Source organism: Escherichia sp. 10290 (assembly GCF_030295155.1).
Taxonomy (GTDB): Bacteria; Pseudomonadota; Gammaproteobacteria; order Enterobacterales; family Enterobacteriaceae; genus Escherichia; species Escherichia coli_F.
The window spans coordinates 2550297-2568461 of sequence record NZ_AP025741.1; the positions used below are offsets into that span (position 1 = coordinate 2550297).

The 18165-nt window shown below is 47.3% G+C and carries 14 protein-coding genes, 3 tRNA genes, 4 pseudogenes and 1 other annotated feature; of the genes and pseudogenes, 6 read left to right on the forward strand and 15 right to left on the reverse strand.

The window, feature by feature from the left end:
* Nucleotides 1-199 precede the first annotated feature (199 nt).
* Entirely contained in the window at nt 200-1270 is a 1071-nt protein-coding gene (locus tag QUE74_RS12945; protein WP_000477862.1) for a glycosyltransferase family 9 protein, read from the reverse strand.
* A 305-nt stretch (nt 1271-1575) separates the two neighbouring features.
* Here QUE74_RS12945 and shiA point away from each other — a divergent pair, with 305 nt between their 5' ends.
* From shiA to QUE74_RS12960, 3 genes are all read left to right on the forward strand, one after another.
* Nucleotides 1576-2892, forward strand: a complete 1317-nt coding sequence (gene shiA, locus QUE74_RS12950; protein ID WP_000378568.1) for a shikimate transporter — start codon at nt 1576-1578, stop codon at nt 2890-2892.
* A 101-nt stretch (nt 2893-2993) separates the two neighbouring features.
* Complete coding sequence (gene amn, locus QUE74_RS12955) at nt 2994-4448, forward strand: AMP nucleosidase (RefSeq protein WP_286332152.1); 1455 nt, start codon at nt 2994-2996, stop codon at nt 4446-4448.
* A gap of 341 nt (nt 4449-4789) precedes the next feature.
* The gene (locus tag QUE74_RS12960; protein WP_000532923.1) at nt 4790-5506 is read left to right on the forward strand and encodes a YebC/PmpR family DNA-binding transcriptional regulator; all 717 of its coding nucleotides are present in this window, start codon (nt 4790-4792) and stop codon (nt 5504-5506) included.
* Nucleotides 5507-5959: 453 nt separating this feature from the next.
* On the opposite strand, the gene QUE74_RS12965 is transcribed toward QUE74_RS12960, so the two are convergent.
* Together QUE74_RS12965 and yeeO are read right to left on the reverse strand one after the other, a co-directional pair.
* Nucleotides 5960-6035 (reverse strand) — tRNA-Asn (locus QUE74_RS12965).
* 100 nt (nt 6036-6135) lie between these two features.
* Complete coding sequence (gene yeeO / locus QUE74_RS12970) at nt 6136-7623, reverse strand: toxic metabolite efflux MATE transporter YeeO (RefSeq protein WP_001354744.1); 1488 nt, start codon at nt 7621-7623, stop codon at nt 6136-6138.
* Between the two features lie 160 nt (nt 7624-7783).
* Between yeeO and QUE74_RS12975 the strand changes: the two genes are divergently transcribed.
* Nucleotides 7784-7859, forward strand: a tRNA-Asn gene (locus QUE74_RS12975).
* A 37-nt stretch (nt 7860-7896) separates the two neighbouring features.
* On the opposite strand, the gene cbl is transcribed toward QUE74_RS12975, so the two are convergent.
* Together cbl and nac are read right to left on the reverse strand one after the other, a co-directional pair.
* Nucleotides 7897-8847: an HTH-type transcriptional regulator Cbl gene (gene cbl, locus QUE74_RS12980; RefSeq protein WP_001011014.1), complete on the reverse strand. Its 951-nt coding sequence runs from the start codon at nt 8845-8847 to the stop codon at nt 7897-7899.
* A 101-nt stretch (nt 8848-8948) separates the two neighbouring features.
* Entirely contained in the window at nt 8949-9866 is a 918-nt protein-coding gene (nac, locus tag QUE74_RS12985) for a nitrogen assimilation transcriptional regulator NAC (protein WP_001011467.1), read from the reverse strand.
* Nucleotides 9867-10190: 324 nt separating this feature from the next.
* On the opposite strand from nac, the gene QUE74_RS12990 reads away from it, so the two are divergent.
* Nucleotides 10191-10266, forward strand: a tRNA-Asn gene (locus QUE74_RS12990).
* Nucleotides 10267-10321: 55 nt separating this feature from the next.
* Here the strand turns inward: QUE74_RS12990 and QUE74_RS12995 are convergent.
* From QUE74_RS12995 to QUE74_RS13025, 7 genes and pseudogenes are all read right to left on the reverse strand, one after another.
* Nucleotides 10322-10579, reverse strand: a pseudogene (locus QUE74_RS12995) (L,D-transpeptidase); the annotation flags it as partial.
* 42 nt (nt 10580-10621) lie between these two features.
* Nucleotides 10622-11835 (reverse strand): IS3 family transposase gene (locus QUE74_RS13000; RefSeq protein WP_404853199.1). Its coding sequence is split into 2 segments (ribosomal slippage): nt 10622-11547 and nt 11547-11835, totalling 1215 coding nucleotides; the frame shifts between segments, so codons are not numbered across the junction.
* Nucleotides 11438-11554, reverse strand: a sequence feature (AL1L pseudoknot). It overlaps the preceding gene by 117 nt.
* Before the next feature lie 53 nt (nt 11836-11888).
* Nucleotides 11889-12572 (reverse strand): annotated as a pseudogene (locus QUE74_RS13005) (L,D-transpeptidase family protein); the annotation flags it as partial.
* Between the two features lie 61 nt (nt 12573-12633).
* On the reverse strand, nt 12634-13713 hold the full coding sequence (gene cobT / locus QUE74_RS13010) for a nicotinate-nucleotide--dimethylbenzimidazole phosphoribosyltransferase (RefSeq protein WP_001193832.1): 1080 nt from the start codon (nt 13711-13713) through the stop codon (nt 12634-12636).
* Between the two features lie 11 nt (nt 13714-13724).
* Nucleotides 13725-14468 carry an adenosylcobinamide-GDP ribazoletransferase gene (cobS, locus tag QUE74_RS13015; protein ID WP_001354746.1) on the reverse strand — a complete coding sequence of 248 codons (744 nt, stop codon included), beginning with the start codon at nt 14466-14468 and terminating at the stop codon, nt 13725-13727.
* A complete protein-coding gene (gene cobU / locus QUE74_RS13020; protein ID WP_000973165.1) occupies nt 14465-15010 on the reverse strand; it encodes a bifunctional adenosylcobinamide kinase/adenosylcobinamide-phosphate guanylyltransferase in 546 nt (181 codons plus the stop codon). Before cobU ends, cobS begins: the two co-directional genes overlap by 4 nt.
* 133 nt (nt 15011-15143) lie before the next feature.
* Nucleotides 15144-15479, reverse strand: a pseudogene (locus tag QUE74_RS13025) (cobalamin biosynthesis protein).
* A 2-nt stretch (nt 15480-15481) separates the two neighbouring features.
* Between QUE74_RS13025 and QUE74_RS13030 the strand changes: the two are divergent.
* A pseudogene (locus QUE74_RS13030) lies at nt 15482-15778 on the forward strand (EutP/PduV family microcompartment system protein); the annotation flags it as partial.
* A 100-nt stretch (nt 15779-15878) separates the two neighbouring features.
* Here the strand turns inward: QUE74_RS13030 and QUE74_RS13035 are convergent.
* From QUE74_RS13035 to sbmC, 3 genes are all read right to left on the reverse strand, one after another.
* The gene (locus tag QUE74_RS13035; RefSeq protein WP_000450409.1) at nt 15879-16208 is read right to left on the reverse strand and encodes a DUF496 family protein; all 330 of its coding nucleotides are present in this window, start codon (nt 16206-16208) and stop codon (nt 15879-15881) included.
* A 171-nt stretch (nt 16209-16379) separates the two neighbouring features.
* Nucleotides 16380-17438 carry an FUSC family protein gene (locus QUE74_RS13040; RefSeq protein WP_001200890.1) on the reverse strand — a complete coding sequence of 353 codons (1059 nt, stop codon included), beginning with the start codon at nt 17436-17438 and terminating at the stop codon, nt 16380-16382.
* A 198-nt stretch (nt 17439-17636) separates the two neighbouring features.
* Nucleotides 17637-18110 (reverse strand): DNA gyrase inhibitor SbmC, encoded by a 474-nt coding sequence (gene sbmC / locus QUE74_RS13045; RefSeq protein WP_001105374.1) that lies wholly within the window; start codon nt 18108-18110, stop codon nt 17637-17639.
* Nucleotides 18111-18165 lie beyond the last annotated feature (55 nt).

Genomic DNA, 18165 nt, shown 5'->3' on the forward strand with positions numbered 1-18165 from the left:
GCTATTTAGTCAAATCACGATAATGTTTAGCTAATTACATCAGTGCAAGTCATAATAATGTATGGCAGTTAACGGGGATTTAAGTTCAGGTTGCCTTATTATTCGGTGAGTATTGCTTTGATTCAAAGGCTTTTTTTGTGGTGATTGACCAACCTCAGGGTATTAATGTCCCCTGTTCAGCATAGATCGGCATTACCCTCTATACGTAAGTACTGACACATACTCTCTCCAAAGCACTTTTTAGCGCCTTTCCGAATTCATCCAAACTTATATGATCAATTTTTTGCCCAACGACCACTGACTCCGAGATATCTGCCATCGCAGGCCACCGCGTTTTGTAATCAGCATAAATTGCAACGACGGGGGTATTATAGGCACTTGCCATATGTAATATTGAGGTATCAGGGGTTATTGCGATATAAGCATCTTTTATGATTGCTGCTGAACGTTTAATCGAGGGTGATAAGGATAGCCGGTAGACATTATTATAACAACCCGCTAATTTCCGGGCTTTATCTTCCCCTTTTGGTCCATGAACAATGACTATTGGCATATCATTATCACTTTGAATTTTGGCGATGAGTTTCTCAGCTACTGATAACGAAAATGTGCGTTCCTGCACGCTGCCATCTAAATTAAGCGCAATGTAAGATCCTAAAGTGCACAATTCCTCACGTACTTCATTTATTACCTGCTCGCTTAATGGTAATTCATATATTGGCCTGACTGCAGGAAAACCCGCTTCACGCATCATAAACGCCCATGTCATGGGTACGGGAGCCCGGAGATGTTGATCCATCCGGGAGGCGTTCTTACACAAAGGGGAATAGCACTTCATGGTTAAACCGACAACCTGAAAATTCGTTTTTGCTTTCAACTGACTGATAAATAACATCGTTTTCAGGTTCTTTTTACGCATCGCCTCTATACAAAGATCCGGCGTACCGTATCGCTGTGTTATGTTCTTCGCTAAATCTTTTATTTCTTTTAATGTTGCGTGATCCTGCATAGTCATTGTGACTAATGTTAATTTAGTATGTTCAAGTTTGAGCGCATTAAAGACTTCTAAATTAATTGTCGAAGTAACAATTAAAAGATGCTTGATTTTATGCAATTCAAGCGCCCGAATCACTGGAAAGATAGCCATAGCATCGCCAATCTGATCGGGAATATGGATGACAACAAACTCTGTTTTTTCAATATTGAAATTATTAGCTTTATAATCGTAGTAACTAAATGCAATACGTCTCAACAATGATGCTAAAAACATACCTAACCTCGCCTCCCTACTGGTTAAAATGCAATGCAGTCTATCAGAATCATCAGGGTGCAATTTTGTGCATATGCGGACTTTTATGTTTCATATCTCAAAACTGTAGGTGCTCTGCTCAATCCTTATGCAACTCCTGCGATTTCATCTTCCATCGAATTTTTCATGTTGCCGTTAATCAGCCATAAAATCATTTGCAGATGCGCTCTGTCGAGGTAGTCTCATAAGGTTCGTTTATAGATCGACGGCAATGTGAGTTACCTTTTCCATACTAATTATAAAAAGACAGTACAAACAGGATCATTATGGACTCCACGCTCATCTCCACTCGTCCCGATGAAGGGACGCTTTCGTTAAGTCGCGCCCGACGAGCTGCGTTAGGCAGTTTCGCTGGTGCCGTCGTCGACTGGTATGATTTTTTACTCTATGGCATTACCGCCGCACTGGTGTTTAATCGCGAGTTTTTCCCGCAAGTAAGCCCGGCTATGGGAACGCTCGCCGCATTTGCCACCTTTGGTGTCGGATTCCTGTTCCGTCCGCTCGGCGGTGTCATTTTCGGTCACTTTGGCGACCGACTGGGACGTAAGCGCATGTTAATGCTGACCGTCTGGATGATGGGCATCGCGACAGCCTTGATTGGCATTCTTCCTTCCTTCTCGACCATAGGTTGGTGGGCCCCCATTTTACTGGTGACACTGCGTGCCATTCAGGGATTTGCCGTCGGCGGCGAATGGGGAGGCGCGGCGTTACTTTCCGTTGAAAGTGCACCGAAAAATAAAAAAGCCTTTTACAGTAGCGGTGTACAAGTTGGCTACGGAGTAGGTTTACTGCTTTCGACCGGACTGGTTTCACTGATCAGTATGATGACGACTGACGAACAGTTTCTAAGCTGGGGCTGGCGTATTCCTTTCCTGTTTAGCATCGTACTGGTGCTGGGAGCATTGTGGGTGCGTAATGGCATGGAGGAGTCCGCGGAATTTGAACAACAGCAACATAATCAAGCGGCAGCGCAAAAACGCATCCCGGTTATCGAAGCACTGTTACGACATCCCGGTGCTTTTCTGAAGATTATTGCGCTACGACTGTGCGAGTTGCTGACGATGTACATCGTTACCGCCTTTGCGCTTAACTATTCAACCCAAAATATGGGGTTACCGCGCGAACTTTTCCTTAATATCGGTTTGCTGGTAGGTGGACTAAGCTGTCTGACAATTCCCTGTTTTGCCTGGCTTGCCGATCGTTTTGGTCGCCGCAGAGTTTATATCACAGGTGCGTTAATCGGAACGTTGAGCGCATTTCCTTTCTTTATGGCGCTTGAAGCACAATCTATTTTCTGGATAGTTTTCTTCTCCATAATGCTGGCAAACATTGCGCATGACATGGTGGTGTGCGTGCAACAACCGATGTTTACCGAAATGTTTGGTGCCAGTTATCGCTATAGTGGCGCTGGAGTCGGATATCAGGTTGCCAGTGTGGTTGGCGGTGGATTTACACCTTTCATTGCCGCTGCACTTATCACTTACTTTGCCGGGAACTGGCATAGCGTCGCCATTTATTTACTGGCTGGATGCCTGATTTCCGCAATGACCGCTTTGTTGATGAAAGACAATCAACACGCTTGATAGTCAGGCGAAGATCATCCGATCTTCGCCTTACACTTTTGTTTCACATTCCTGTGACATACTATCGGAAGTGCGGTAATTGTATGGAACAGGAGACACACATGAATAATAAGGGCTCCGGTCTGACCCCAGCTCAGGCACTGGAAAAACTCGACGCGCTGTATGAGCAATCTGTAGTCGCTTTACGCAATGCCATTGGCAACTATATTAAAAGTGGCGAATTACCTGATGAAAATGCCCGTAAAGAAGGTCTTTTTGTCTATCCATCACTGACCGTAACCTGGGACGGTAGCACAACAAATCCCCCCAAAACGCGCGCATTTGGTCGTTTTACTCACGCAGGCAGCTACACCACCACGATTACTCGCCCTACTCTCTTTCGTTCGTATCTGAATGAACAACTTACGTTGCTGTATCAGGATTATGGTGCGCATATCTCGGTGCAACCCTCGCAGCATGAAATCCCTTATCCTTATGTCATCGATGGCTCTGAATTGACACTTGATCGCTCAATGAGCGCTGGGTTAACTCGCTACTTCCCGACAACAGAACTGGCGCAAATTGGCGATGAAACTGCAGACGGCATTTATCATCCAACTGAATTCTCCCCGCTATCGCATTTTGATGCGCGCCGCGTCGATTTCTCCCTCGCGCGGTTGCGCCATTATACCGGTACGCCAGTTGAACATTTTCAGCCGTTCGTCTTGTTTGCCAACTACACACGTTATGTGGATGAATTCGTTCGTTGGGGATGCAGCCAGATCCTCGACCCTGATAGTCCCTACATTGCCCTTTCTTGTGCTGGCGGGAACTGGATCACCGCCGAAACCGAAGCGCCAGAAGAAGCCATTTCCGACCTTGCATGGAAAAAACACCAGATGCCAGCATGGCATTTAATTACCGCCGATGGTCAGGGTATTACTCTGGTGAATATTGGCGTGGGACCGTCAAATGCTAAAACCATCTGCGATCATCTGGCGGTGCTGCGCCCGGATGTCTGGTTGATGATTGGTCACTGTGGTGGCTTACGTGAAAGCCAGGCCATTGGAGATTATGTACTTGCACACGCTTATTTACGCGATGACCACGTTCTTGATGCGGTACTGCCGCCCGATATTCCTATTCCGAGCATTGCTGAAGTGCAACGTGCGCTTTATGACGCTACCAAGTTAGTCAGCGGCAGGCCCGGAGAGGAAGTTAAACAGCGGCTACGTACTGGCACTGTGGTAACCACAGATGACAGGAACTGGGAATTACGTTACTCAGCTTCTGCACTTCGTTTTAACTTAAGCCGGGCCGTAGCAATTGATATGGAAAGTGCAACTATTGCCGCGCAAGGATATCGTTTCCGCGTGCCATACGGGACACTACTGTGTGTTTCAGATAAACCGTTGCATGGTGAGATTAAACTTCCCGGTCAGGCTAACCGTTTTTATGAAGGCGCTATTTCCGAACACCTGCAAATTGGCATTCGTGCGATCGATTTGCTGCGCGCAGAAGGCGACCGACTGCATTCACGTAAATTACGAACCTTTAATGAACCGCCGTTCCGGTAATAAGTTCTGTTCCTTTTTATCAGGAATAGATGTGAAGGATTTAGTAAGTCATCCAGCAAATAGCCTGCAATAAAGCAGGCTGTTTGCTTCCTGGGGCGGATACAAGTTTTATTATAGCCTTAATGATTTCCATATATTAAAAGCAAGTATGCTTTCAAAACACAATTATAAAAAAATCCGCCAACAACATTAGTTTTTATGAGATTAAATATAAGATTATGGATTTAGAATATTTTTATTTCTAATAGACGAGATTTTTCCTGTTATGATATAATATGTCGAATTAACGCATGTTAACGATTTACCAGTAATGTAAATAAATTTTCGAGGAGATCATTCCAGTGGGACGTAAATGGGCCAATATTGTTGCTAAAAAAACGGCTAAAGACGGTGCAACGTCTAAAATTTATGCAAAATTCGGTGTAGAAATCTATGCTGCTGCCAAACAAGGTGAACCCGATCCAGAATTAAACACATCTTTAAAATTCGTTATTGAACGTGCGAAGCAGGCACAAGTTCCAAAGCACGTTATTGATAAAGCAATTGATAAAGCCAAAGGCGGCGGAGATGAAACGTTCGTGCAGGGACGTTATGAAGGCTTTGGTCCAAATGGCTCAATGATTATCGCCGAGACATTGACTTCCAATGTTAACCGTACAATTGCTAACGTTCGCACAATTTTCAATAAAAAAGGTGGCAATATCGGAGCGGCAGGTTCTGTCAGCTATATGTTTGACAATACGGGTGTGATTGTATTTAAAGGGACAGACCCGGACCATATTTTTGAAATTTTGCTTGAAGCTGAAGTTGATGTTCGCGATGTGACCGAAGAAGAAGGTAACATTGTTATTTATACTGAACCAACTGACCTTCATAAAGGAATCGCGGCTCTAAAAGCAGCTGGAATCACTGAGTTCTCAACAACAGAATTAGAAATGATTGCTCAATCTGAAGTTGAGCTTTCCCCAGAAGATTTAGAAATCTTTGAAGGGCTTGTTGATGCCCTTGAAGATGACGACGATGTTCAAAAAGTTTATCATAACGTCGCAAATCTCTAATTATATTTTAAAGAAATCTGTCTTTATGGCAGATTTCTTTAATTTCATATAAATCTTATAATAAACATAATATTCAACTCGTCATATTGATTATAAAAATACCGGTCCCAGAGAAATAATATTTATTAAAATTCCAGTTCTTCTTTTTCTGATTACAGAAGGCAAAGTGGCAATTACGCATAGTTTCCCGATAAAGACGCGATAGCGACATCCCGCATAAGGCATTTTTCTCTTTATCTTTGTACGGTACTTCATGGAACAGAGTTTTTGACCTTGCGAATCGTGATGTCTGTTGGGGAGGGGCAATTTGCTCACTGAAGCGTGAGACTCGATTAAGCGCACGAAACACAGAAATCAAAAAACCCGGTCACTTTTTTACAAAGTAACCGGGTAAAAATAATTTTTATTTTTTAACTGTTTTGAGACTTATAGAGATGTCTCAAAACTAAAATTTGGCTCCTCTGACTGGACTCGAACCAGTGACATACGGATTAACAGTCCGCCGTTCTACCGACTGAACTACAGAGGAATCGTGAGAACGAGGCGAATATTAGCGATGCCCATCCTTAATGTCAAAGCCTGTTTTTTAAATTTGAAATCGTTTGCTGAAATAATCTGCACTTTGTCGTTTATTCCGACACAACTGGCTTTTTTTCACACTTTTGCGGCTCAGGTCTAGGGTATTTCCACAGCCAACGTCCAGTAACCATGCGCCAGTAAAACAGCACGGCCCGCACAGCCCAGTCGGCAAACATTCCCATCCAGACACCAACCACACCCCAGCCAAGCATGATTCCCAGCACATAACCGACTACAACCCGGCAACCCCACATGCTCAACATAGAAACCCACATGGCGTAACGGGCATCGCGAGCCCCCTTAAATCCAGCGGGTAGCACCCATGAGGCAGACCAAATAGGCATAAATAAAGCATTTAGCCAAATCAGAATCACAACGACATGTTTAACCTGTGGATCCTGGGTGTAAAACGATGCCATAACCCCAGCAAAGGGAGCCGTTAGCCAGGCGATGGCCGTTAATCCAAGAGTGGACAGCCAGAACACATGCCGCAACTGAATCTCTGCTTGCGCTATCTGCCCTACCCCCAACCTTCGGCCTGTAATGATTGTAGAAGCAGAGCCGAGCGCACTTCCGGGTAAGTTGATAAGAGCCGCAATTGAAAACGCGATAAAATTCCCGGCAATAACACTGGTCCCCATCCCGGCAACGAACATTTGGGTTAATAACCGACCACTGGTAAATAATACTGATTCGACACTCGCAGGAATGCCAATCCCCATGACTTCCCAGATAATGCTAAAATTCAGCGGTTTAAAATAGCTCTTTAACGAAATCCTTAGCGCAGGATTAAAACCAATCGCCAGCACCCACAAAATTGCCACTGCGCCAATATAACGAGAAATGGTTAACCCCAACCCAGCCCCGATAAATCCCAGTCCCGGCCAGGAGAAAAGGCCGTAAATCAATATGCCGCTAATAATAATATTAAGAATATTCAGGCTACCGTTAATCAGTAGCGGTATTTTCGTATTCCCTGCACCACGAAGTGCCCCGCTACCAATCAAAGTGATGGCAGCTGCTGGATAACTGAGTACCGTCAGCTCCAGATAAGTCAACGCCAGTGCTTTAACTTCTGTCGTGGCATCACCTGCGACGAAATCAATAATTTGTTCGCCAAAATGATGAATAAGCGTTGCCAACAGTACGGCAAACAACGTCATGATCACCAATGACTGCCGCGTCGCCACCCTCGCTCGTCGTCGATCCCGCTTACCGAGACTAAATGCCACAACGACAGTAGTACCAAGATCGATAGCTGCAAAAAAAGCCATAATGACCATATTGAAGCTGTCCGCCAATCCCACGCCGGCCATCGCATCTTTTCCCAGCCAGCTGACCAGAAAAGTACTCAAAACACCCATCAACAGGACACAGGCATTCTCCATGAAGATAGGAACAGCAAGCGGGGTTATCTCGCGCCAGAACAACACCTTGTAGCTCTTGCGTTTGGCGTGCCAGCGAGTGCCGTGAACAACCTGGCGTAAAGCAGAGGAGATATTCAAAGCCGACCTTAATTGCAAAAAGTGAAACCACATTTCAAATGATGAGGGAGAATCAGCAAAGCTGCAAAGATTTTCGCCAACAAATTGTCTGCAAATGCAACAAACTGTTGATAGAAACGGCAAACAGTTGGGAAATTTAAAAATCGGGTTTGACAAAAGATTTTTCGCCGTTAAGATGTGCCTCAACAGCGATTCCTCTGTAGTTCAGTCGGTAGAACGGCGGACTGTTAATCCGTATGTCACTGGTTCGAGTCCAGTCAGAGGAGCCAAATTTCTGAAAAGCCCGCTTTTATAGCGGGCTTTTTGCTATATCTGATAATCAATTTCCTCTTCACTGTTCTCCATCACCTGGCGCTTGATATCCTCAACTGACAGTCCTGCATTACAAAGTTCCAGAAAGCGCCAGACATAGTTACGCTGAAGTTGTCCTCGCTTGAGTCCCAACCAGACAGTATTAGCATCGAAAAGATGCCGCGTATCCAGACGGATTAAATTCTTTTCCTCTTGTTCACCGCTGGATTGTTCGGCAACTAATCCAATCCCCAGCCCGAGTGCAACATAGGTTTTAATGACATCAGAATCCTGCGCACTTAATACAATATCTGCCAGCAAACCTTTGCGGACAAATGCGTCATCAATACGTGAGCGCCCCGTAATCCCCTGTCGGTAAGTGATTAACGGCCACTTCGCTATTGATTCCAGCGTCAACGGTATAATTTGCGTCAAGGGATGATCGAGTGGAACAAGCAAACTATGGTGCCAACGAAACCACGGGAAGGCGACGAGCTGCGGGTCATTACTTAAACGCTCGCTGGCGATACCAATATCAGCTTCGCCATTTTGCAACAACGTCGCAATTTCCTGTGGTGTACCCTGGATTAGCTCCAGCCGAACCTCCGGGAAAAGTTCGCGAAAAGCTTTAATGACCTCAGGCAAGCTATAACGTGCCTGAGTATGCGTCGTTGCAATAGTGAGAACGCCAGACGTATCGTTGGTAAACAGGTCTGCAAGCCGACGAACATTACTGGCTTCATTCAGAATACGTTCTGCAATGACCAGTAATGCTTTGCCCGGTTCAGTCATGCCCAGCAGTCGCTTACCTCGTCGAACAAATATTTCGATGCCAAGTTCATCCTCCAGTTCCCGAATGTGACGGCTGACGCCTGACTGTGAGGTAAAAAGCATATTCGCAACCTCTGTCAGGTTGTAATCCTGACGTGCAGCCTCGCGGATTATCTTTAGTTGTTGGAAATTCACGGTAAACTCCGGGCAGTTCAGATATCACGTTATTGTTAAAGTTTAATGCCCGGCATAACAAATAATAAAAACCCGCATCTTATTCCATCCCGATATAACGCTTAGCTCACCAATTGCCACTGCCTTTTTTCCATCACTGGAGAACTCATCACTGACATTAACAACTCTTTCACTGCTTGCGCCTGTGGTGATAAGTTCGCTCTGGCGGGTAAATTTAATGACAAAGAGAGACTCATTGAAGGTGTGGTAATGCGTGACATCCATCCGTTTACTGCGCCACATAACGAACGCGCGGCCGATTCGGGTAATACTGCAACGCCCATGCCGCTGGCAATTGCTGCGGTAAGCGTGGCAATAGACTCAATTTCACCAATGACTTTTGCCGTGAGTCGCCGTAGGGAAAAAGCCTCATCAACACGAAGTCTAACGGCACTGTAATCGCTGGGGAGAAAGAGGTTCATTTGCGCAATAGCATTAACATCAACGCTTTGCCCCGGGCAATCTTGCGTTCCTACCAGGAAAAGATCTTCTTTCAGCAAAGCCTGACTGGAAACACCAGCCACAGGAGAATGCTCATAAATTACTGCCATATCGAGTTGGTGGCTTATCAGTTTTTCGTTGAGCACAGCACCGCTATTTTCATGGAGATAAATAACAATTTCCGGGAATTCAGCGCGAACCGCCTGCAATAAAGGCATGGTGATAGATGAGGCCGCTGTTCCTGGTGCAAAGCCAATCGAGACTTGCCCCGATAATGCCTGACCAACGTTATGCACCGCCAGTTGGGCCTGCTCACACTGACGTAAAATGGCCCGCGCATGGGTATAGAGAATTTTTCCGGCGTCTGTTGGCGTAACGCCCCGTTTTGTGCGAATCAAAAGTTGTTGATTCAACTCACCTTCCAGCGTGGCAACCTGCTGGCTGAGCGCGGGTTGCGCGATATGCAACACTTCAGCAGCCTGGGTCAGGCTACCAATATCTACAATTTTTACGAAGTATTTCAGGCGTCTGAAGTTCATGTTGCCTCCGGTTTATAAGAATCGGCCCAAGTGCCGCCATTACTTACAACCAGATTGCAAGATACTTGCCAGTTTTAATTTTGTGTTGATATGCAAGCTAACCAACGGTCAAATAAGAGATTATGATAGTTTTGTCACTCGATCTTTTTATTAGAACTCGCGTTCTCTGCCCCAAGACAGAAAGGTATGCACCACGATGGTTCATTACCAAAAAGATTGAAAGCTCACCATTTTGTCGAAATTGGCAGCAAACAAACAAAAAAATGCATTTCACCCTTTGACATCACCATGCACTGCCATTAATATGCGCCCCGTTCACACGATTCCTCTGTAGTTCAGTCGGTAGAACGGCGGACTGTTAATCCGTATGTCACTGGTTCGAGTCCAGTCAGAGGAGCCAAATTCAAAAAAGCCTGCTTTCGAGCAGGCTTTTTGCTTTCTAATTAACAACGCTCTTAAAACATCTGTCTTGAACCAGAACTAATTTGCACAGGCATTCCTGATCGGCGCTGCAATGCAGCATTTGCGCGATTCACATCAACTTCTTGCCCGTTAATGAACGTCCGCAAAGATGGCGTTACTGGCAAAGGCACTTTTCGGTCTGACTCATATTCCGCACGGTTGCGCGACAGTGGCTCATGAACTTCCAGCCACTTTGATCCATCCGGTTCCGTTGTGTATTTCACTGGCTGATCAATAATTTGTACACGAGTTGAACCGCCCCGGGTTTCCTGGAGAGTGTTTTATCTGTGAACTCAGGCTGCCAGATCATTGTTTCCGATGGAAGCATAATAAGCTTTTTCTGCTTCTGCCGGAGGAGTATGGCCCAGCCTTCCCAGCAATCGTCGATTGTTATACCAGTCCACCCACGTGAGTGTGGCCAGTTCCACTTCTGCACGGTTTTTCCAGCTCTTACGGTGTATTACCTCCGCTTTGTAAAGACCATTGATGCTCTCAGCCATCGCGTTGTCATACGAGTCGCCTGTACTCCCTGTTGATGCCAGCAGTTTTGCTTCTTTTAGTCGCTCCGTATAGGCCAGTGACACATACTGAGAGCCTTTATCGCTGTGATGGATGGTGCCAGACGGACGACGGGCCCACAACGCCTGCTCCAGCGCATCCAGCACGAATGTCGTTTCCATAGACGATGAGACCCGCCACCCCACGATGTATCCGGCAAACACATCAATGATGAACGCCACATAGACGAAGCCCTGCCATGTGCTGACGTAAGTAAAATCAGCCACCCACAGCTGGTCAGGACGTTCTGCCACGAACTGACGGTTTACGCGGTCACCTGTGGCAACGGTTTTCCGGCTGACGGTAGTGCGGACCTTTTTACCCCGGAGAACACCGGCAAGTCCCATAACCGCCATGAGGCGCGCCACTGTACATCTGGCCACCCTGATTCCTTCCCGTAACAACTGACGCCAGACTTTACGCACACCGTACACCTGATGATTTTCATCGTATACGCGCTGTATCTCTCTCTTCAGCCAGTCATCGCGCTGCGCACGGGCACTGCGTTTATCAGGATGATGCCGCTGCTGCTGACAATGGTAATACGTTGACGGGGCAATATGCAGTTCACTGCATACCGGTCCGACCCCGTACTGCTCACGCAGCTTATCCAGCAGTGGCATTATTTTTTCCAGAGGCGGTCGAACTCCGCCTTCGCAAAATAAGCGGAAGCCTGGCGAAGGATATCGTTACTGCGGCGCAGTTCACGATTTTCACGTTCCAGCTCTTTCAGACGCTGACGTTCAGCGGTGGTGAGCCCACCATCACCGCTCCCGGTATCCCTCTCATGCTGGCGAACCCAGACACGCAGAGTCTCTGGCGTACAGCCAATCTTTGGAGCAATGGAACAAATTGCCGCCCATTGTGAGTCATATTCGCCCTGACTTTCCAGAACCATACGAACTGCGCGTTGACGGACTTCGGGGGAAAAACGAGTATTTTTAGTCATCCTGTTTACCTCTTTCTCAGGAAGTTTAGTCTCCAGGATTTCCGGGGCGGTTCACGAGTACCTACAGGAACATTATCAAACAGATATTTGATATCGTCATTGCGCAGACGAATACAGCCCTGACTTACCCGGAGCCCAATACCAAAATTGGCATTGGTACCGTGGATGGCATATAGCCTGCCAATATAAATCGCGTACAGCCCCATGGGATTATCAGGCCCCGCAGGAACAAATGCGGGCAAACTCTCCCCTCGTTTCGCATATTCGCGCCGGGTGTTCGGCGTTGGCGTCCAGGTTGGTGCTTCTTGTTTACGTTCAACGGTAGTCACCCAGTTACGCGGGGTTTCTCGCCCAGCCTGGCCGATACCAATAGGAAAGACTTCCACAGTATTACTGTCTGGCGGGTAGTAATAAAGACGCATCTCAGCGACGTTAATCACAATCCCTTTACGAACAGTGGCGGGCAAAATCAGTTGCTGCGGAATGGTGAGTTGCGAGCCAGACTTCGGTAAGAAGACATCAGCCCCCGGATTCGCTTCCAGCATGTTACTTAACCCTTGCCCGTATTGTGCGGCAAAAGTCTCCAGCGGCTGGGTATTGTGATCAGGAACAGTTACAGTAAGCGACTGTCCCACTAAACGGCTACCCTCTGGAGGTAATGGATAAGTTACCGCCAGGCTATTATGGCTGGCAAAAAGTAGAGCAAATGAGCAAAAAATATTTACACGACGCATCATGTCCCTTTCCTAAGTCGCGAATACTATCCGATAAGTATAGCTTTTATCAGACTTTTCGTTTTTAACTGTTCAAATCAGAAGTCGTATTCCCCGGTAGAACAATATTACTGGCAGCAAGTTCGCCCATGCTGTTGTATATCGCACAGGCAGCTTCGATGATGGGCATCGCCAGAGCTGCGCCACTTCCCTCACCTAAACGCATATCCATATTGAGATAAGGCTCCAGCCCCAAATGCGACAACGCTATACGCGCCCCTTTTTCTGCCGACAGGTGAGAAGGAATGAGATACGGTTTGATTGCAGGAGACATCTGGCAGGCTGCGAGCGCGGCAGCATAAGAAAGAAATCCATCCAGCAACACCGGTAAACCGCAGGACGCAGCGCCTAACATCACGGCAGCCATTCCGACCAAATCAAATCCACCCACTTTTGCCAGGACATCAACGCCATCCTGCGGATTTGGTTGATTCAACGTAATCGCCCGTCGCACAACATCAATTTTATTAGCCAGTTTATCTGTCGGCAGGTTTGCGCCAATCCCAACCACTTCTTCAGGATCCCGGCCAGTGATTGTGCTCACTATCGCCGCTGCCGGTGTCGTGTTTGCCATCCCCAGTTCACCTACACCAAACAGCGTGACACCGTTTTTTGCCAGCTCCCGCGTATAGCATATGACGTCCAAAAGCAACGTTTCAGCCTGACGGCGACTCATTGCCGGAGCTGAAGCAATATTGCCGCTACCTCGTGCGACACGCATGTTGATAAGCCCGGGGATAGGCTCAGCAGTATCAATACCAACATCAATTACGTGGACGTAAGCGCCCGCTTGTGCTGCCAGCACACACACGCCGGTTGTTCCGCGGGTCATATTTTCAGCCTGAATGGCTGTCACTTCTTTTGGGGAAATAGCGACCCCTTCCTCCCAGACGCCGTGATCGGCACACATAACCAGTACCGCTTTTTTGCCCACATGCGGTATGCCATTCAACCCCGGCATTCCCGCCAGTTGTACGCCAAGCGCCTCCAGCCTTCCCAGGCTACCAACAGGTTTGAGCAACCCGTCAATATGCCGTTGTGCACGCGACATAGCGGCAGGATCGATGGCAGGGATCGTATTCAGTAAATTGGCAAGTGTTTGCATGTCACGTCTCTTTATAGCAGTGCCAGCAGGAAGACCAGTTCACCAAGCTCTATGGCTGCTCCCAGCGTATCGCCGGTTTGCCCGCCCAGAGTCCGTTTGAGAAGCTGACCGAGGATGAAGATCGCCACCATCGTCACCAACATAGCAGCCACGCCATGCATACCAGGCAATAATACGGCAGCAAAAATAGCGGCTAAACCGAGTGTGACGCAGGTTTGTCGCCCATCAATTTTGCCAATGAACACATTGCCAAGCCCTTCTTCTCGGGCATAACGATGACGATACATCAATAATGCGGCAGTCCCGCGGCTGACCGCGCATGCTGCCGCCAGCGATGCAAGGATCGGTTCGCCACGCAAAGCCAGCTCGCTTAACACCAGAATCTTTGCCAGTACAACAAAAATCAATGCCAGACCGCCGTGGGTGCCTAAACGGCTATCACGCATGATTTCCAACATGCGATCGCGGCTACGTGCAGAAAATACGCCATCACAGGTATCAGCGAGGCCGTCCAGGTGGAATCCCCCGGTCATCAGCGCCAGCACAAGTACGCTAAACAATGCCGCCAGTGGTACGCCACACCATGCCTGCAGCACCATGAAGACCAGCCCGCTAATCGCGCCAAGCAATAATCCAATTAAAGGAAAAGCAATAATACCGCGAGAATAATGCTCGAAATCCAGTCCCTGGGACCAGCGACGCGGTACAGGCAGACGCGTAATAAATGAGAGCATCGCCCAAAATAATTTACTCATTTGATTTTTACTCCAATACCCGAAACCACCAGCCATACTTCATTTGCCGCAGCGGCCAACTGCTGATTTACCCGCCCGGCAATATCACGAAAATGTCGTGCCAGACGACTCTCCGGCACAATCCCCATTCCCACTTCGTTAGTCACTAATACAACCTTTGCGGGGCAACGTTGGCAGGCAGCAATCAACGACTGAATCTCAGCATTAATCGCCTGTTCCATCGCCTGATAATCCCATTCATCAGGGTCTTTATCGCCGCCATAATCAAACAACAGATTAGTCACCATTGTGGTAACGCATTCCAGCAACACAGCCTCATTCGGGTTAATGTCTGCATGAATTAATTCATCAAGATGTTGCCAGCGCTCCACTGTGCGCCAGTGAGCCGGGCGGCCTTGCCGATGATGTTCTATCCGTGCAGCCATCTCATCATCAAGGATTTGCGAGGTGGCGATATACAGAACCTGTGAAGAGTCCCCAATAAGCGCCTCTGCGTGGCGACTCTTCCCGCTCCGTGCTCCACCTGTCACCAAAATCATCATACCGACTCCTGATTCAATTGTATGATGGTATTCATTGAACAGAACAATGGTTCCCCCACTGTTGCTGACCGCAAAACATTTACGCGATTAATACTGCGCGTAATATAATTAAAAATCCAGCATTCTCAATCCATTACGAAAGAAGATGGCATTGCGGAATAGCCAGACTTCCTCGTGTTAACGTCCGACAAAATGCGTCATTGACAGCGGTTTCTCTGGCATGACTGATTTCATTCAAATAATGGATTAATGCTACAGCCCCACCAGCCGGACCATTCAGCAAACGGGCATTGTGTTCTGCAATCAAAATTACCGTCGTTCCCTCAGAATGAGGGAGCTATTCTGGTACGGATATCTCGCTTTCAGCTGCTATCAATAGCAGCACTGAATAATCGCTATACGAATCTGATAACGATTGCACAGGCCCACCGTCAAAAGGCTGGAAATCTTGCTGCCAGTCCTCACCGATAAAACCGCAGCCTCTACAGTGCTCTGTTAGTCAGTGCCTGCGAAGCAGACATTATCGCGCTGGTACTTAATGCGGACGCACCGTGGTCACCTTTTTCGCCAGGCTTTACCTCGTCAATGAATCGCCCGGTCATTGGAGTAGTCACCAAAGCAGATTTAGCCAGTATGGAACAAATATCTTTGGTGAAAAGTTGGTTACGGGAAGCTGGAGCGCACAATGTGTTAGTAACCAGTGCGGTTAATAACAATGGAGTTGCAGAACTTTTTGCCTTGCTGCATACAGAAGAAGGCTATCGCTAATTTCAATAGGTTATCAGATGGGAATGATGACGGTGATACACAGAAAAGAAACAATGAGCAATGAGGGTTACCGGGCAACCCTCATTGAATAAAACAGGAATTACTTCGCTTCGCCGTTTTTCATTTCGCCCATAGCTTTCAGCTTTTTGGAGATATCGCGGCGTTCTTTGGAGAGCTCGGCATTTTTGATGATGTAATCGTCAACGCGATCTTCATAGTCACCTTTCATGCTGGCGATGATGCCCTGGATTGCTTCAACGCTCATCCCCGGCTTGATGTAATCACTCAGGTTGTCCAGCAGCAGGACGCGCTTCTGGTTGTCACGGATCTTTTTCTCAACGTCCTGAATTTCACGTTGCAGTTTGTTCTTACGACGGAACAGACGAACAAATTCCAGTACATCCTGGAATGAAGGCTTGGTAGTTTCCATTTTTATACCCCTGATAATGTGAGAGTCGGATTCGTTTAAGCAACCGCTATTCGTTAGGGCCAACATTACTCATAGCTGCCGCAGATGACAATGCTTTTATCCCTTTTCACTATCATACCCTTTATCCTTGCTGAATCGAAGCAGCAGCAAGATGATTCTGAAGTTCAGGAATTATTTGCGCAAGGCCCGGCAAATCAGATTCGATAGCAACTCAAGCTGATGTGCCGTTTCCATGTTCAGCCACACATAGCCATAGATTGGTGTTTCCACGACCTTCAGGTCATGGTGGTTATCGAGCAACTGACGCAGCTCTTCCACAGCATCGTTCAATTTTTCCGTATTGGCAAAAACCGGCTGCGGATTACCTTCGTACAGCGCATGAACAAGGCTCAGCAGTATTTGCTGCATCATGTGCTGGGTATCACGAAGTTTTTGCGCGTTCAATAACACGAAATGGCTGGGGCGCGTGGCCCAGTATGCATTGATTTGCAACTCCAGCATACAAACCAGATTGCGATTAATGGTCTGGATACCTTCATATATCGATTTGGGAATACGGGTTTCTTTGCTGGCGGGCGCAATCAGCCCACGCATTTTCACGGCATCGGTCAGGAGTTTTTGTAGATGGCTTTCCAGACGTGGGCGTTCGAGTAAGTTCGGTGAGAATGCAGATTGATAGACCCGATTATACTCGGTCAGACTTTTCGCCAGTTGAATGCGCCAGTGGATGAACGCCCGTTGTGGCCAGATACCGGTAAACAACATTGCCAGTAAAGAGCCGAGGATCACATCGCCGCTTCGCCATAACGCCGTATCAATTTCACCTGTCGGGGAACCAACAACAATTGCCAGCGTCACCCCAATCAATAAACCTTGATACGGTTTCTTGCCCAGCGCCAGCCAACCGCAAAGAAACATAGCCGCCGCGCACCAGACTAACATCAGCGGTAACGAGATTAACTCCAGTTGCAGAGCGATAAGACCTAAAATCGACCCCAACACCGTACCGCCAATACGTTCGAATGCGCGAGGGACAACGTTACCCCAGAACGAGATTGGCCCCATAATCACCACCATGGTGACCAGCGGCCAGGTGCTTTCCGGGATAGTAAACAGGCGGATAATGAGAAAAGTGAGCAGGAATGCCAGCGCGACCCGAGTACCATGCACAATGCGGTAATGGCGGTATACCCGGATTTCAAACGGGCTTAATGACTTATCGGCACGCACGCAGAAACTCCGTTAATGAAGATTAAAAGCGCTCATAACACATCTGTCGGCCAGAAGGCGCGCCTCTGAATTATCCGACGGACATACCGGGAACAGTGTAATTTCCCGGCAGGAGCGAAAAATTTGAAAGGCGCATCTTACTCTTTTCGCTTTCAAAAAAAGAGTGGTCATCGCGTTAACACACCGCCCTGAGATGAATTAGTGATGTTTTGGCTGCACCGCAACATACATTTCGATATCCCAGTACCCCTCTTCCGCGCCATTGTTCAAATAAACCTCAAAGCAGGGCTTTGGTAACATTTCATAAGCACTGTCCTGCAAGAGGCTATTAAAGAACTGATACCAGGGTTTAGCAAAATCATCACCGACTACACGAGCCACCGCCACCGCATACTGACCACCTGAAATTTCTGTCAGAATGATGCCCTCACTGTTTTCAGGGAGCGTAAAGTTATTCGGCACCGTCACGACGGTGTCGCAGCGTAATTTTTCGGCGGGTGTTTCATCTGGATTGTCGTAATAGACAGCAACCCACTCCTTCGGCACAATATTTTTGCTATCTATCCACATCATCAACTGCTCAAAACCTTTCTTTACCGTCTGCTCCCACGGGCCAACAAGATGGAAACCTGCAACGGTACGTTTATCTTCCTGCTTAATCTCGTAGTTCATGACGCCTCCATTAATACTGTTTTTATATACAGCATAGTTGCAATATTAAAACCAC

Excerpts from the sequence above, each read along its gene's own strand:
- QUE74_RS12945 (WP_000477862.1), bottom strand. The coding sequence starts at position 1,270 with ATGTTTTTAGCATCATTGTTGAGACGTATTGCATTTAGTTACTACGAT.
- shiA (WP_000378568.1), top strand. The coding sequence starts at position 1,576 with ATGGACTCCACGCTCATCTCCACTCGTCCCGATGAAGGGACGCTTTCG.
- amn (WP_286332152.1), top strand. The coding sequence starts at position 2,994 with ATGAATAATAAGGGCTCCGGTCTGACCCCAGCTCAGGCACTGGAAAAA.
- yeeO (WP_001354744.1), bottom strand. The coding sequence starts at position 7,623 with ATGTGGTTTCACTTTTTGCAATTAAGGTCGGCTTTGAATATCTCCTCT.
- nac (WP_001011467.1), bottom strand. The coding sequence starts at position 9,866 with ATGAACTTCAGACGCCTGAAATACTTCGTAAAAATTGTAGATATTGGT.
- cobT (WP_001193832.1), bottom strand. The coding sequence starts at position 13,713 with ATGCAAACACTTGCCAATTTACTGAATACGATCCCTGCCATCGATCCT.
- cobS (WP_001354746.1), bottom strand. The coding sequence starts at position 14,468 with ATGAGTAAATTATTTTGGGCGATGCTCTCATTTATTACGCGTCTGCCT.
- cobU (WP_000973165.1), bottom strand. The coding sequence starts at position 15,010 with ATGATGATTTTGGTGACAGGTGGAGCACGGAGCGGGAAGAGTCGCCAC.
- QUE74_RS13035 (WP_000450409.1), bottom strand. The coding sequence starts at position 16,208 with ATGGAAACTACCAAGCCTTCATTCCAGGATGTACTGGAATTTGTTCGT.
- sbmC (WP_001105374.1), bottom strand. The coding sequence starts at position 18,110 with ATGAACTACGAGATTAAGCAGGAAGATAAACGTACCGTTGCAGGTTTC.